At 40.5% G+C, this 16,926-nt stretch carries 10 protein-coding genes; all 10 read left to right on the plus strand.

What is annotated here, in order from left to right; translation table 11 throughout:
- Positions 1-89: 89 nt before the first annotated feature.
- The 10 genes from CBE68_RS08810 to CBE68_RS08855 all read left to right on the plus strand — a co-directional run bounded on the left by CBE68_RS08810 (position 90) and on the right by CBE68_RS08855 (position 16,888).
- Entirely contained in the window at positions 90-3,026 is a 2,937-nt protein-coding gene (locus tag CBE68_RS08810; protein ID WP_158100548.1) for a glycosyltransferase, read from the plus strand.
- Positions 3,027-3,038: 12 nt separating this feature from the next.
- Positions 3,039-3,998, plus strand: a complete 960-nt coding sequence (locus tag CBE68_RS08815) for a putative capsular polysaccharide synthesis family protein (RefSeq protein WP_087505720.1) — start codon at positions 3,039-3,041, stop codon at positions 3,996-3,998.
- A gap of 43 nt (positions 3,999-4,041) precedes the next feature.
- The gene (locus tag CBE68_RS08820) at positions 4,042-4,998 is read left to right on the plus strand and encodes an alginate O-acetyltransferase AlgX-related protein (protein ID WP_229744716.1); all 957 of its coding nucleotides are present in this window, start codon (positions 4,042-4,044) and stop codon (positions 4,996-4,998) included.
- A gap of 39 nt (positions 4,999-5,037) precedes the next feature.
- On the plus strand, positions 5,038-6,072 hold the full coding sequence (gmd, locus tag CBE68_RS08825; RefSeq protein WP_087505722.1) for a GDP-mannose 4,6-dehydratase: 1,035 nt from the start codon (positions 5,038-5,040) through the stop codon (positions 6,070-6,072).
- Positions 6,073-6,074: 2 nt separating this feature from the next.
- Complete coding sequence (locus CBE68_RS08830) at positions 6,075-6,980, plus strand: NAD-dependent epimerase/dehydratase family protein (RefSeq protein ID WP_087505723.1); 906 nt, start codon at positions 6,075-6,077, stop codon at positions 6,978-6,980.
- Positions 6,973-8,178: an FkbM family methyltransferase gene (locus CBE68_RS08835; protein ID WP_087505724.1), complete on the plus strand. Its 1,206-nt coding sequence runs from the start codon at positions 6,973-6,975 to the stop codon at positions 8,176-8,178. The genes CBE68_RS08830 and CBE68_RS08835 overlap by 8 nt, the downstream gene beginning before the upstream one ends.
- Before the next feature lie 67 nt (positions 8,179-8,245).
- Entirely contained in the window at positions 8,246-11,815 is a 3,570-nt protein-coding gene (locus tag CBE68_RS08840; RefSeq protein WP_188708130.1) for a rhamnosyltransferase WsaF family glycosyltransferase, read from the plus strand.
- Positions 11,816-11,863: 48 nt separating this feature from the next.
- Positions 11,864-12,991 carry a polysaccharide pyruvyl transferase family protein gene (locus tag CBE68_RS08845; RefSeq protein ID WP_087505726.1) on the plus strand — a complete coding sequence of 376 codons (1,128 nt, stop codon included), beginning with the start codon at positions 11,864-11,866 and terminating at the stop codon, positions 12,989-12,991.
- Between the two features lie 20 nt (positions 12,992-13,011).
- Positions 13,012-15,042, plus strand: a complete 2,031-nt coding sequence (locus CBE68_RS08850) for a sulfotransferase family 2 domain-containing protein (protein ID WP_158100550.1) — start codon at positions 13,012-13,014, stop codon at positions 15,040-15,042.
- Positions 15,043-15,640: 598 nt separating this feature from the next.
- A complete protein-coding gene (locus CBE68_RS08855; protein ID WP_158100551.1) occupies positions 15,641-16,888 on the plus strand; it encodes a glycosyltransferase family 2 protein in 1,248 nt (415 codons plus the stop codon).
- Positions 16,889-16,926: the final 38 nt, after the last annotated feature.

Genomic DNA, 16,926 nt, shown 5'->3' on the forward strand with positions numbered 1-16,926 from the left:
AAATAATGAAGTCATATAATGGAATTGCTTGTCTTACCATAGTCTCGAAAAATTATATTTCGTGCGCTCGTGTCTTGTGTGATTCGTTTTTGGATAAGCACCCAGGTGCAGAGTTTTATGTTGTATTGGTAGATAAGAATGAGGGCTACATAAATCCCGAAGAAGAGCGATTTAACCTTTTGGAAATGACTGATGTTGGCTTGCCTCGTCCTGATATTTTTCCATATCAATACAATATATTAGAATTAAATACTGCAGTAAAACCATTCGCCCTGAAGTACCTGCTTGAAACGCATGGGTTCGATAAAATTACATATATTGACCCTGATATTATGGTTTTCAGCCCGCTTGATGACGTTTGGGATAACCTTGAAGATAACTCTGTTGTCCTCACGCCCCACATGCGAGAACCTTTTGATGACGGGCGCCACCCAAGTGAGCTCGGTATTATTCAAAGCGGCACATATAACCTTGGATTCATTGGTTTAAAAAATGGGACCGATGCAATTAAGCTGCTAAATTGGTGGAGCGAAAGGTTATACCTCGATTGCGTTGTAGATATTCCGCGCGGTCTATTTACTGATCAAAAGTGGATTGACCTAGTCCCAGCTTATTTCGATAAAACATATATTTTACGAAACCCTGCGTATAATATTGCATACTGGAATTTGCATGAGCGTGAATTAACACTTGAAAACGGCTCTTATATGGTGGATGGGAATGCCTTGGCATTTTTCCACTTCTCTGGTTACGATCCACGTAAACCAAAAGTCTTATCAAAACACCAAGATCGCCACGACCTGCTAAATTATCCCGATTTAACGCATGTATTTGATCTTTACGGCAGTAAGCTATTAGAAGCTAATTTGATTGAAACCAAGGAATGGCCGTACGCATACAAAAACTTGCCGAATGGCGTCGAGGTTACAGACGCGATGACCATGACTGTTCGCGAGTGTCTACGGAAGCATATCTTGTTCCCATCACCTATCAACGAAGCTGATAAGTTCTGTGACTTCTTAATGACTCCGAATCGTAAAATATTTGGGGAAAATGTAGCGCCGTTTATATCAGCACTTCTAAGAAAGCGGCCAGATGTGGCCCAAGCTTTTCCTGATGCTCATACTAATCGATTGTCTCCAAGCCTATGGGACTGGTTAGAAAACAACACTCATGAGGCCTGGAAGTTTACTGGCCTATTTAGTCCAGAGCGTAAAAACTTAGCGTGTAGCGATAGTATTATTGAAAACATCGTAGATACGTACTTTAGCCGGAGTGATTTAGTCGAGGCGATACCTAGCGTCTTCAAGAATACAAAGCGGCTCAATGAGTTTTGTGATTGGTTGGTTGAACATGGCATATCTGAATATGACTGGCTCTCTCTTGAAGGTGCTCAGGCGTTTTCCGAATCCACATCTGGTGCATATAAAGCAATAGCATTATATTTCTCAAGACCTGATTTACAGGGCGCCTTTCCTGCTGTTTATACAGAGCATGGCATTAATGCTTATGTTGCATGGCTGCATTCAAATGTGGCGAATATAGTTAATCTCAGCGATCATGAAATTGACTTTTTCGCAGTGTGGGTCAAACTAAACTCTGACAAGGTAATGAAAGCCTGCCTTATATACTCGCAGGTTCTACGTACTGCCATTGGGGGGCTACCCTCAGTATTTAATGCAAACTCGATAACAGAGACCCTCAAAACACAAGGGCTCGACATCAGCGTCAATGATGTTCTTGAGTGGCTAACTCAAGAGTTTGAGCAAGACCCCATTGAACATTTGATTTCTTATTATTATTCAAATCCTAGGTTGATCCGTAAGAATTACTTGGAGACGTTGAATTCTGGTTCACTCCAACAATTATTCGATGTGATTGATAAAGACGGACTCTTCGAACTGCTCGATGCTAAATGGGTTCGCAGCCTTAAGAAAGCCATTGAAAGCTATCAACCTGATAACAGTGTTAACGTTGTTGGTTATTTTGATGCAGCAACAGGTATGGGGCAGGCTGCCCATAGCGTCAAACTAACTATGCAGCAAAAGCATCAGGTAAATACATTTACCCTGCCTCTTTTATTCACTGATAGAACGGATATCGATTTTGATGAGTGTGGAAAATTCTTTGGTAAGGCAAAGCTATCAGCCGCTACTAGCATTGTTGTAGCGAACGCCGACTCAGTCGAACAAGCCAACGCTATTTTCCCAACTGATTATGTGTTTGGTAAAAAAATTGGTTACTGGTTGTGGGAAACTGAGAAGCTGCCTGGAGCTTGGGCCCATAGTGATCGCTTTTATGACGAAGTATGGACTGCGTCCGACTATTGCAAAAAAGCCATACAGAGCACCATTACCAAACCAGTCAAAACTGTACCTTTATGTTTGAATTTTGACGAGTTCAAAGAGATTCAAGGTGTACGTTCCGAATTCGATTTACCTGAAGATGCATTCCTAGTCGGCTATTTCTTTGACCAAAAGAGTGTGTTTGAGCGGAAAAACCCTAAAGCCGTCATCGACGCATTTAATCAAGGCCTCGGTAATGAGAATAATGCCTTTTTGATTATGAAGGTAAACAGCCCGCTACCGGGCTTATTTGAATACGAGAAGCTCAAAGAGTACGCAAAAGACTCCAATGTTATTTGGGTTGAAAAAACATTGAGTCGTAAAGGTACATTGGAGCTAATGAGCTGCCTTGATACCTATATCTCACTTCATCGTAGTGAGGGCTTTGGTTTGACGATGGCAGAAGCTATGGCATTGGGTATTCCCACTATTGCTACCAACTATTCAAGCAATACGGAATTTATGGATGACGAGCACTCCTATTTAGTAGATATTGAAATGGTCCATAGCCCAAAAGCATACGGGCCTTATCCTAAAGGCACTAAGTGGGCTAATCCGCTAATTGACTCTGCTGCTAGTAAACTAAAAGCAGCAAAAAATAGCCCCGTAGAGGCGTCAGACATTAAGTCTTTCATACACCAAAAGCTGTCTTCGCATACAGCCTATAAATTTATTAAGTAATAAGGGGGGCATATGAATGATAACTTTCTCCGCTTGAATCAATTAATTCAATCCGAAAAGCTATTTAATAATGCTTTGGGGAATGTTTCAAATATTGGGAATTTGAAATATCTTGTTTTGAGCGATCCTAAAACGGCTTCCACCACTGTAGCTGACAGTCTTCAATTTTCAATTAATGGCACGAAAAAGAAAGATAATGTTATTCATATGCACTCTAATGAAACTTGTTTGCATCGACTATTTCCTATCCTCAAGGAGAATGATGTCGGCATTAAAGAGCTAGTTGAACTGAGAAACTCTGTTAATCGTAATAAGCTGGTTATTTTTACTATTTATAGAGAACCTATAGGCAGAGGCATTAGCCATTTTTTTGAAGATCTCGATTATCGCCATGGTATTAATGCTGACTCTAAAAATATAAATAAATTTGATTATTTGAAAGAGTTGTTTTTATCAACTCAAATTGGTTATCTTTGGCCAAGGCACGTGCATTGGCAAATCAATAAATATTTTGGGTTAGATTTGTTTAAATCAAACTATGACCCTAGTTTGGGTTATGGATATCTTGAGGGGGACATGGCAGACCTGATCGTAATTAACATGCCTAGCCTTGATTCGGCTTCAAGTTTCGTAAAAGAAAAGTGTAATTTGGATTCATTTGTATTGAATGATTCCAACCTCTCCTCAAATAAGTGGTATTCCGAAGTTTATAAAAGGCTTGTGTCTGAAATTGAACTTCCAAAGGAAATTTTGGATAGGGTTGTTTGGTTAGAGGAGCCCTACTTAGATTTTTTCTTTGGTAATGATTCAAATAACTATAAACACGATCTATACCGAAGATTTGGTTACGATTATTTACCATTCTCTAAAGATATTGCACCGGCTACCCCAGAGATATTGCCTGACTTGGAATATGAAAATGCGCTGTACGCGCGTAGATTATCATATATTCATGATGTTCAATATGATTAATTAATTTTGTTTGTTCTAATTGATGGAGAGAGTTTTGAATAAAGTGGTATGCGGTAAAAATGGTCGTTTATTTCTGGACCATGATGCCAATCATGTAATGCTTCAACACTCGGGTGATTTGACCTTTACTGCAGAACAACTTAATGATTGGTTTGAGCTGTTGGCTCGTCGAGCGAATTTTTTTCAACAAAAGAACATTAAGTTTTGTTTCTTAATTGCTCCAGATGCTCAGTCTGTTTTTTATGACGAACTTCCTTTTGAGCCATCTTTAAGGCGTCCTATTCACGATTTTATGGAGCGTATGGCTCCTGCTTTAACGGAAGTGATACATTATCCATTAGATACGTTAAAGGCGCTTAGAAGTTCAAATTATACAGTTTACCCCAAAACTGATACTCACTGGTCTAGCTATAGTTGCTTCAAAATTTATCAGTCATTACAGGGCATTATTGACGAAGAGTTTCTTTCAGATGATGAAGTTTATTTTGACCAAATTAATATTGTCGGGGACTTGGGCAATAAGGTCGTTCCAGAAAGACAATCATCATTCACTGTTGCTAAGGTTAAGCAGCAGAAGTCTCAATTGATTTTTAATAATGGCATGTCAGTTCGAGGCAGGTGCCAAATATTTAGGAATTCCTCTGCTGTTGAAAATGGTAAGGTTTGTTTGTTGTTTGGAGATTCATTCAGTTATGATACTCTTGCCTTTTTTAAAGAAAGCTATGACACTTTTGTTTTTTGTCATTCAGCTTCGATAGATTACGATTTAATATCTTTGTATAAGCCTAATGTGGTTATCTGTGAGATGGCTGAAAGGTTTTTGTTAAATATTCCGTCGGATAACGTTGAATTCAATATAGCAGAAGTTTTTCGTCAAAAACTATTGTTAAACTATAGTGAGGTTGAGGGCGAAAGGATTATTAGCAATATCAATGAGCAAGCAAGTAAATTATCTTTTGATGAGGATATGATCTTCGCTCATCGATTTATTAAAAACTAAGTACTGTGACCGTATAATTATTTATTGCTAGAGGAATGTATGAAATCTGCTATTGTCACCGGTATAACCGGCCAAGATGGAGCTTATTTAGCTGAGCTTTTGTTGAAAAAAGGATATAAAGTTTATGGCACATTTCGCCGAACTAGCTCAGTCAATTTCTGGCGAGTGGAAGAGGTTGGTATTGTCAACCACCCAAACTTTGAGATGGTCGAGTATGACTTAACTGATCTGAGCTCTTCTATTCGCCTAATTGAATCTACAAAAGCGGATGAGGTCTACAACTTAGCGGCGCAAAGTTTTGTTGGCGTAAGTTTTGAACAACCGGTTACTACCGCTGAAATCACCGGTATTGGTGCGGTAAATCTACTCGAAGCGATTCGGATCGTTAACCCCAAGTGCCGCTTTTATCAAGCGTCAACATCCGAGATGTTTGGTAAGGTACAGTCCATTCCACAAACGGAAGATACCCCGTTTTATCCGCGTAGCCCTTACGGCGTGGCTAAGCTCTATGCACATTGGATGACCGTCAATTACCGCGAGTCGTACGGCATCTTCGGCGCAAGTGGTATTTTATTTAATCACGAGTCGCCACTGCGTGGGCGTGAATTTGTAACTCGCAAGATTACCGATTCAGTTGCTAAGATATCGCTCGGTAAGTTGGATGTGCTCGAACTCGGTAATTTAGACGCCAAGCGCGATTGGGGTTACGCAAAAGAATATGTGGAAGGCATGTGGCGCATGTTACAAGCTGATAAACCTGATACTTATGTTTTGGCGACAAATCGTACCGAAACGGTTAGAGACTTTGTATCTCTTGCGTTTAAAGCTGTTGACATCGAAGTTGCGTGGCAGGGCAAAGATGAGCAAGAAGTAGGACTATGTAAAAAGTCTGGAAAAACACTAGTCCAAGTAAATCCTAAATTCTATCGACCCGCTGAAGTTGATTTATTGATTGGTGACCCTGCTAAAGCCAAGCGAGAACTCGGTTGGGAGCCGAACACGACACTCGAGCAGTTATGCCAGATGATGGTTGAGAGTGATGTTAAGCGCAACAAAATAGGATTTTCGTTCTAATTATGGCTAAGAGAGTCCTTATTACAGGAATTGATGGGTTTACGGGCCATCATCTGCGTAGCTTGCTGGAGGCCTCTGGTTTCGACGTGTATGGGATATCTCGTACACAATCCAGTGAAGACACCTATGTTGCAGAACTGCTTGATATTGATGCCTTAGAACAGGTCGTTAAAAAGGTGAACCCTAACTATGTTATTCACCTAGCGGCGATTTCGTTCGTTCAACATGGCTCGGCAAGTGAAATATATCAAACTAATGTAATTGGGACTCTAAATCTTCTAGAAGCATTGAAAAGAAATGCACACCAACTCCAAAGCGTTATTATTGCTAGTTCCGCAAATATCTACGGTAACGACTGTTCGGGCAAAATTTCTGAAGAATCGCTACCGGCTCCTGTAAATTACTACGCGGCTTCTAAAGCTTCAATGGAGTTAGCTGTTGCACCTTACTTTTATGATCTGCCCTTAACTATCGTTCGTCCTTTTAATTACACCGGGGCTGGTCAAAGCAATAACTTTTTGATTCCTAAAATCGTTTCTCATTTCGCACAAGGAAAGCGCGTTATCGAGTTAGGAAATACCAATATCTCGCGAGACTTCTCCGATGTAAGAGATGTGGTTTGTTGTTACAAAGACCTAATGCTTAACTCTCAGTCTATTGGCAAGATATTTAATGTCTGTTCAGGTAAAAGCGTATCGCTTAATGAAATTATTGCTAAGTTAGAACGAATTGCCGGTTATAGTATATCGATAACAACGAATCCAGATTTTGTTCGTAAAAACGATGTGCTGGATTTGTGGGGAAGTAACGATTTGCTATACAAAACGATAGATTACAGATACAAATTTGACATGGATTTGACCCTAAGTTGGATGTTCGAGAGTTTTAAGGGGCAGACCAGTGAGTAGTATTACAGGGTCATTTATTATCGTTGCCCCGTATAAACTTGCAGGCTGGGTTTGGGATGAAAGTGATCCTAACGTAAGGTGTTCTGTTGAAGTCCATGTAAATGACTCCCCCGTTGCTAAACTTGACGCTAACTCCAAACGCCAAGATCTTGCTGATTCAGGCATTGGAGATGGCTGCTATGCATTTTTTCTGGACTTAGACGACTATCTAGTTTTAGGGGAGAATACGATCAATGTGTATGCAGATAATATTTACGAGCTGGATTACCGAAATAACCGGGTCGAAGTGACCAATAACTTTAAACTCCCTAAATTTGATCCTTTTTTCCAACAGGGACTTACATTGCGTCGCACAAAGTTCGGTCATTTAGTTTTAAATGGTCTTGATCGTGGCGTTGATGAAGCGCTGCTTGAGTATGGTGAATGGGGCGTTGACGAAGTTGATGTATTCGGCGCGATTTTATCCGAAGGCGATATTGCTCTTGATGTAGGGGCTAATTTAGGGGCTTCAGGCCTTCCTATGTCGAAAATTGTTGGTAACAGTGGCCAAGTTCATTGTTTCGAACCTCAACGTTATAACTTTTATAGGCTCTGTGCTCATATTTTGATGAATCAAGCAGAGAACATTACACCACATAATGTTGCGGTTGGCGCAGATAGTGGCTCGAAAGTAAAAATACCTGCTATTGATTACAGTAAAATTCACTCAAGTGGCAGCGTTTCAGTAACACACGGTCGTAATGGCAACTATGAAGTTGATTGTATTTCGTTGTCTGATTTTTGTTTTGAGCACGATATTCAGCCCTCTTTAATAAAAGTTGATGTTGAAGGTTTTGAAGTAAATGTAATTAAAGGTGCTCAAAGACTTTGTGAAAGATACGCGCCTGCGGTTTATTTCGAGTGTCATGCTCATAGCGATTTTGAAAGCATTTACAATATGCTTAAATCTTGCAATTCGGATTATCAGTTTTACTGGCATGTGGCTCGCATATTTTCAAATTCTAATTTCAACCGAAGTGAAAGGGATATTTATAATGGAGGCGGGCTTTCATTTAACGTTTTAGCCTCTGTAAATCCCGTTGATGATATAAATCAACCAGGGTTTGTTCCTGTTGCTTCCGTTGCAGAATTTTGGCCGGAGGAACGCTTTCCTCTTTCGTTCAGAAATAAAATCAATATAGTTAAAGGTGAAGCCTGATTTTTTGGGCTTTCAATATTTTTAGATGATTCACAATTTAAAGAAATTACTTCATAAAGCAAAAGCTATGAAGGTTTTGAATGGTTCTCATATTTTCGATCATGAGTACTACAATTTTTTCTCCAATAAGCCTCATTCTAAACAAGAAGCAGTTCGCCATTACTTGGATATTGGCGTTAAGCAGGGGATTAACCCTTGTGAGATGTTTTCGACTAATTACTACTTATTGACTTACCCTGATGTTTTGGAATCGGGTAACAATCCACTCGTTCACTTCATACGCAGTGGCGCTCGCGAGGGGAGGCTCTGCCACCCAGACTTTAACTACGAACGAGCATTAGTTTTGCTGGCGCAGCATCAAGTACCTGGAGACAACTATCTCGAAGGTATTTTAAGCCTTATTAACTCAGGAAAAATCAAAAAGTCAGAAGTTTTCGATAGCAAAGAGCAGTTTATTAGCGAATCAGATATATCAGCTATTGAGTCAAGTGGAGTATTTGACCGAGATTTTTATCTCAATGCATATCCTGATGTATTCGCCGCAAATATGGACCCTTTGCACCACTATCTGCATTTTGGTTTTGCCGAGAAGCGAAACCCTTCATTGGCGTTCGATGGTGATTACTACCAGCGTAAACATATGCAAGCGGGTGATCATTTAAGTCCGCTTTTGCACTATATCCGTGATGAGCAACGTCAACCAGATATCCGGCCTTCTTATGGTTTAGATCTATCTCAAGATGAACACGTTACGTCAAATGCAAAGTTGGCAATACATATTCACCTTTTTTACCCTGATGTACTTGATGAGCTCGTTCCAAAGTTAAGGACGCTCGATCCGAGCATCAATCTGTTGGTCTCAACTTCCAGTAAAAACAAGAAAAAACAGATTGAGTCAAAAATTGCTAGGGCTTCTCTTGAAAATCACGTTGAACTGCGGGTTGTTGAAAACATAGGCCGGGACATTGCCCCCTGGTTTGTTGGTTTTGCTGACCTTTGGCCCCGATACGACTACGTATGCCATTTGCACTCAAAGAAAAGCCCTCACACTCACTTTGGCCGGCGTTGGCGTAGTTACTTGTTCGACCAACTAATAGGGTCTCAAGAGACAGTGAACTCTATCATTGCTCACTTTGAAACTAACTCAAATACAGGGTTCATGTACCCCGATAATTATCATGAAATAAAACCCTTTGTCGGCTGGAATGGGAATGAAGTCGAAGCCAAAGCGTTTCTTAATAGCATAGGGTTCTCAGATGTTGATTTCGACTCGTTACATTGTGAATTTGCTGCTGGCTCTATGTGTTGGGTTCGTACCTCTGCGTTTTCATCAATAAACAGTGGTGAGCTTAAGTTGGAGGATTTCGAATCCGAAAACAACCAAGAGGAAGGTACTCTTGCCCATGTGCTAGAGCGTTGTTTGCCTATTATTCCTCAACTCAACGGTTTTGAAGTTAAGAAATTTTATGCACCAATTAATGATGTTGAGACATACCGCTTAGATTGGTCTAAGGGAGAAGACTTTCCTGCGAAAAATACTCAGGTAACTCAATCAAGGTGGTTACGTGATAACCCCGCTATTGCACTAAACGAGCGTGTAGCGCTAGCGCCGCAATATCCTTATTACAATGAAGACTCTCTTAACATTCACTGGGTGATCCCTGATTTTGGCATTGGTGCTGGCGGGCACATGACTATCTTCAGAATGATAAAATTTCTTGAAGAGTTCGGCCATAGGCAAACAATATGGATTCAGAATGCCCATAATTACAAAACGCCAGCCGAGGCCAAGTTATGTATTCAGGATAATTATCAAGAAATTGGTGGAAATGTTATCGTTCAATTTCTTCCGGAAGATGTCGAGCGTATTGCAGGCGACGTTATTATTGCTACAGATTGTTGGACAGTATTTCCCACCTTAGCAATGTCGCGTTTTAAAGAGCGCTTTTATTTTATACAAGACTGGGAGCCTATGTTTCACCCAGTTGGTGATGCGCATTTGATTGCTCAGCTAACTTATAAGCTCGGCTTCAATGCTTTGTGTGCTGGTAATTGGCTGCACCAGAAAGCTACCGAGGCTGGTTTGTGGGCCCGCAAATGGGACCTCGCGACAGATCAGCGGTTTTATTATCCTGATATTCAGTCAAAACCTCATAATGAAATTCTGCATATAGCGTTTTACGCTAGAGCCTACACTCCTAGACGTGCTGTTATGTTAGGTGTAACAGCATTGAAAGAATTACATCGCAGAGGTGTGGAATTTCATGTGTCCTTTTTTGGTCAAGATAATTTGAATTTCGACGTGGATTTCTCGCATGAGTACTTGGGGATCTTGTCACCAGAGGAACTAGGGAATCTATACCGTGAAGCCGATATAGGCATGGTTTTTTCTGCAACAAATTACTCATTGATTCCACTTGAAATGATGGCTTGTGCGCTGCCAGTCCTTGAGCTAGACGTAGAAAGTACACGAGCAGTATTTGACGACTCTTTTATCGAAATGGCTTCTCCTGACCCTCTCGATATAGCAACTCGCCTTGAGCTTCTTGTAAATGACCGAGCATACGTTGAGAACAAAGCGAAGAAAGCCGAAGAGTTCAGTAAAACGCTGAGTTGGAAGAACAGTGCCCTTGCAATCGAGTCGGCTTTGAAGGAGAAGTTAGTTGAGAGTAATTATGTTCCTATAAACATTGATACTCTAGTGACTCCGCCAGAAAAGCCATATTTGCACAAGGCTGCAGTTATTATTCCTACCTATAATGCAGGAGAGGAATTTAAGCCTGTATTGGAGCAACTGCTAAGGCAACAGTGCGAGTTTAGCTATGAAATCGTAGTCGTCGATAGTGGTTCAACAGACCAAACGATTGAACTTATTAATAGTTATAACGATTCAAAAATTAAGCTAGTGACTATTCCAAACTCCGAATTCCAACACGGTAGGACCCGGAATTTTGCGATCTCACAAACCGATGCTGAATTTGTAGCGGTTATTACCCAAGACGCAACACCGAAGGATAAACACTGGTTAACAAACCTAGTCAAGCCCTTTGATGATGAGCGTGTTGCTGGTGTGTTCGGTGCACACGAAGCGTACCCTAACCATTCAGCTTATGTTCAACGCGACATAAAGAGTGTTTTCGAGCGGTTTGACATGTTTGGCGACAAGTACAAGTGGAGTACAGACTGTGTGGAGCCGGGCAGCATCGAGTGGCAGTTCCTTCTGCAATTCTACTCTGACAACAATTCCTGTATGCGCCGATCAGTTTGGGATGTAATGCCTTACCCAGAGATTGATTGGGGAGAAGACCAAGTATGGGCATGGATGATCGTCCAGTTAGGGTTTGTAAAGGCATATGCAGCTGAATCCATCGTTTACCATTCCCATGATGATAGTTATCAAAAACGCTTTGATACTGCAAAGATTGAAGGGCGATTTTTCACTGAGTGCTTTGGGCTGAAACTATACAAGAGTGATGATGATATTGATGCCATTATCCGTGCTGCTCAGGATAATGACAGGCATTACGGGACAGAGCTTAAGTTAAACGATGAAGAGATTGATTCGCAAATGGCGTTGATCGAGGCTTCTCATCTTGGTCGCTTCAACGGTAACTTTATTAACGATAGAAACAGCTAACTATAGCTTTGTAATCATACATATAAAATATTAAATATTAGGCTGAAAATGTTAACCAAACCATATTTAACCGGGATCGCTGGTGGTGTAAGGAATGTTGAAAAATACACCGTTTCAGAGCTATTTAAGCGAGCAGGAGCTAATACCGGGAACTTCCTATTTGTTTCTGCTTTGAGAAATATTTTAGGGCAAGAAAAGCATATTTATGATCACCAAGCTGATATTAAATATGAACAAGAAAGCTTCGACTATATTGCGATGTCTGCAGCTAACTGGATTAACCCCGATGTTGACCTAACTCGAACTGTAGATTTCATTGAGTCAACAGATTTACCTTGTTTACTTGTTGGCTTGGGTGCGCAGGTTAACTTTGGTGAAAAACCACCAAAATTGAAAAAAGGTACTGAACGTTTTTTAAAAGTAGTATCGGAAAGGTGTAAGCATATTTCTGTCCGGGGACCTCATACTCAAGAAGTTCTTGAGCATTATGGAGTCACTAATACTTGGGTCACTGGTTGTCCATCTATAGTCGGTGCTAATTTGGCATTCGATCCAAGTGTGATTAATGTTGACGTCAACATTCAACTTAAAGATGTAATTCTTCAAGGAACTCGGCATGATGATAACAATAAAGTTTTTTCAGACAAGCTTGTAGATCAGATTAACCTTAGTATTTATAGGACCGCATTTAAACGGCGCTCGCCGTTGCTTCTTCAAAGTGAACTTCCAGATATCTATCACGCATTAGGTCGATTAAATAATGAAAAACTAATCGAAAAGTCGAAAGGTTTTCTAGAAAAAGTCTATAACGCTCCATTAAATGAGGTATCTCCATACCTAAAGGAGTCGGCAATGATTTTCTGGGATGTCGATCTTTGGTTTAATGAACTTTCAAAGTTTAAATACTTAATTGGCAATCGAATCCATGGTGTTGTATCTGGCTTGTTGTCAGGTGTGCCATCTGTTTTGCTAGCGCACGATTATAGGACGTTAGAGCTTGCAGAAACAATGAATATTCCACATGTTGATTTGCGTGATTTGGATAAATTTGATGAGGCTACTATTTATTCAATCATAGATTCATCTGATTTTTCTAAGTTTAAGTCAGGATTCTCTGAATATAAAGATAACTTCATCAAGTTCTTTGAAGCAAATGATTGTAAACATTATCTATAATTTAATTCCGGTATTTTATTTTGGATAATATCAATGCTCTAATTCATATTGGCTCTCCTAAGGCTGGCTCATCTGCGCTTCAGAAGTACTTAGTTACCAATGCAATTCAATTACGCCAGCAAGGTTTCTTTTATCCCAAGCATTCGCTCGATAATAATGGAATAAGTTCGGGTAATGTTCTGTCTGTTTATGATCGTTTGGAAGATGGGAGCCTTGTTTTAAGTAGACGTAAAATCGCTAAGTTAATTGATGATTTTAAAGGTTCGGGCTGTCATACTCTGCTATTGAGTTCGGAGGCATTTTTTCAAAGAGTAATCGAACTTAGCAGGGTGTTCACGGACTGCAAGTTTATTGCTTATGTTCGATCACCTCTAGATGTTTTCGAGTCAGGGTACAATCAGCTTATTAAAAGGCATGGGCAACATAAATTTATTGGTTTAAATAAAAAACTGTCAATTAATGGGATTGAGCTTTTAATCAGAAGTATTGAAGGTGTTGGAGCCGATAGGTTTGATTTGAGAGCATACGCTATAAACTGCTTTCAAGGCGGAAATATAATAAATGATTTTTTCAAGGCTACTGGGATTTCTGATTGTTCAGTTCAAGATGGAGCTTATGTTAACCGGTCTTACTGTTTAGAAGCATTGGAAGCTAAAAGGTGGCTAAACTCCTTGTTACTTCCTAAGAAAATTGATGATCAAATAGACTTACTTCTTCAGTCTTATAATGGGCCGACAAGAGAGTACTCATTACTCCCTTGTGATGTTTATGAAAGATTACGGCAGCAGGCTATCACTGCTTTGGAAAGGTTAAATAGTGTGACCGCTATTGAGTCATTTGATAGATTTATTGAGTCTGTTAAGACAACCCCTCAACGTAAATACATTTCTCAAGCTGAATCAAGACACTTTGCATTAAATGGGTTTGAATTTATTTTTAAAGAAAATCCGCGATTGTATTTTTGTATTGCGGAGTATGTGTCGAAGGAAGTTGATGGTGCTTCTGATTTCTTTTCCGTCTCAAAACCAAATAGCTATTTAGAAAGGCTGTATTATTTTTTTAAGGGCAGAAGATCTCCTAACCGTGATTTGCAGAGCTCCTTTTTGATTTTTTTGCACGTTCCTAAGACTGCTGGAACTAGCTTTAGGAGTGCTCTTTGTTCTTACTATGGAGCGCGTAAGGTTTGCACAGATTATCGCGGTGGCTCACAATTAGTTAGTAGTATTATTCGAAAGTATTTAATAGAAAAAAATGATTTAGACGGTTTTAAGTCTGCGCTAGGTCGAAGTTCTTATAAAGCGTTAAGTGGTCACTTTAACGCTGAACGATACTCAGGAAGCTTTCGTCCCGATATGTTTGTTTCATTTGTGCGAGAGCCAATATCTCGATTAGTCTCCCTATACCTACATAAAAAACGCCATAATAACTTGTCGTGCGGATTATTTGAGTTTGCTTTGGAACCCAAACTTCACAACGTTCAAACTAAATTATTTTCTGGCCTCCCTTGGCCTTGCTTTTCTTTTGTTGGGGTTACCGAGCGTTATACAGATTCTCTGACCTGTATTAACAATCAATTAAATACTAAATTCGTAGAGCTAGTAAAAAATACTGCGTCGAACGACATAAAGGATGAAGTAAGTATTTCCGACGAACAGCTCGAAGTTCTGAGAGCCAAAAACTTAGATGATATTGCGCTGGTTAACTCGGTTAATCAATACTTAGATTATCAGCTCGCTGCTCAGGTTGAAGGTTACTCATTTATCAAGGGATGGTTTTCAATCAATGAGTCTGGTCAACTTGAGGGCTGGCTATTTCCTAAGGAACATATGTTGTCAGTCAGTATTGAGGTGTGCTCTAAAGATGAATCAATCAGCTACATTGATGCGGAAGTTAAACGAATCCGAGACTCTCAGTCGCCGCTGAATGGTATGCGGGCTGCTCGACTGCATATGCAATTACCCGAAACCTGTATTGGCGAAAAGATTGAGCTCTATGTTCAAGATACAAAGCAGCCTATATTGAAGTTGAAAAAGGGATTTTCAGGCTGCTAGTTTAGTGGGCCCTTACAACCTAACTTTTAATGCCTTTTAGTCTAAATTGTTCTGCTTGGCTCTATTGGTGATTGCTCACAATTTTATGAAGAAGCCTCTTATTCGCCTGTTGAAAGGCGTAGTGAATACACTACCCAAAAGTGTTAAGCAACTTCTGGCCGATTTGTCTGGGTTAACAGCTTGGTATCGAAAAAACTTAAATCAACACTACTTTGAGTCTTATAACTTCGACTCAAGCGCTAGGACCTCAACTTATCAAGACTGGTGCCTCAAGCAGTCCGCTCATACAGAGCATAGCGATCCACAAGTTGCTATTGCGTGCGTTATCAACGCCAGCACTGCTAATAGGTTAGAGAAACTTCCTGACTCTCTGAATTCAATCTCAAATGGCTCTATACAGCCATCTTTGGTCCTAGTTAATGCAGATAGCGAGCTGAAGCCGCAAGTTTTAAACTTAGTGGGGCAGTGCCTGTGTCCCTCGATAACTTGGGCATTTGCTGATCAAACAGAAAATGTAGTCGAGCAGGCCCTTTATTGTTGCTTTATCAATGCTGGTGATCGATTAGCAGCCGATGCATTTGCACAGTTGCAATATGAGGTGACTCAACACCCCAACAGCTCGGTTATCTATGCTGACCATGACTATTTGAATCAACATGGCGAACGTTATCTGCCCCAGTTTAAACCTGCATGGAATTTAGATCTGCAACTGACTACTCACTACGTCTCCAATGCTGGGTTCTGGCTATTGGGTTGTGAGGAGCTAGAAGGGGTATTGTCGGCGACTGATAATTTGGACAATATCTTATATAACTTAACTGTTGAGCGAGCATTGAATGGCAAAAGTGATATTAGCCATACCGCCAAAATGCTTTTCCATTTCGATGGAAACCCCACGTCTCACAACCTTGAAGCACTAAATTTATCTTCGGCTAATCTCGCATCATTAGGTTTGTCTGCCGGTGCGGTGACATTTAGCAACGGTTGTTTCAATATAAGTTGGCCATTACCTGCTGATAAGCCACTTGTTAGCCTGATCATCCCTACAAAAAATGCGCTCAAGCTCGTCAAATCATGCATCAACTCCATTCTGGAAAAAACTGACTACGACAACTTTGAAATATTGCTAGTCGATAACCAAAGTGATGAGCCAGCATCGCTAAAGTATTTTGAGCGGTTAAGCCATCATCCTAAGATTCGAGTTATCAAATATGATGCGCCGTTCAACTACTCTGCCATTAACAATTTTGCGGTTGAGCAAGCGAGCGGTGAGATTATCGCGCTGGTAAATAATGATATTGAAGTGATCGATGACAATTGGCTTTCAGAAATGGTGAGCCATGCATTGCGGCCAAGCGTCGGCTGTGTTGGTGCCAAGTTGTTTTATTCCGACAATACCATTCAGCATGCGGGGGTTATTATTGGCTACGGTGGTGTGGCGGGGCATGCCCACAAGCATTTTCCTATGCACCATTCGGGCTATATGAATCGATTACAGGCGGTGCAAAACTTCAGTGCCGTCACCGCAGCTTGTTTAGTAGTGAAGAAAGACATTTATCATCAAGTTGGCGGACTCAACGAGCAAGATTTAACGGTAGCCTTTAATGATGTCGATTTTTGTTTGAAAGTTCAGGCGGCTGGCTACCGCAATGTGTGGACGCCTTATGCGCGATTGTATCACCATGAGAGCGTTTCTCGAGGTAGCGATCAAAGTGGAGCCAAACTGAAGCGCTTTGAAGCAGAAATAGATTTCATGAAAAACACATGGAAAACAGACATTCAGCCAGATCCAGCATATAATCCCAACCTAACGCTTAAGCGGGAAGACTTCGGCTTGCCCGAATAGAACTTGTTTCGGCCTCAAATTTACTGCACAAGGATGTG

Origin of the sequence: Neiella marina (assembly GCF_002165625.1) — a bacterium.
In the GTDB taxonomy this organism is placed as follows: domain Bacteria; phylum Pseudomonadota; class Gammaproteobacteria; order Enterobacterales; family Neiellaceae; genus Neiella; species Neiella marina.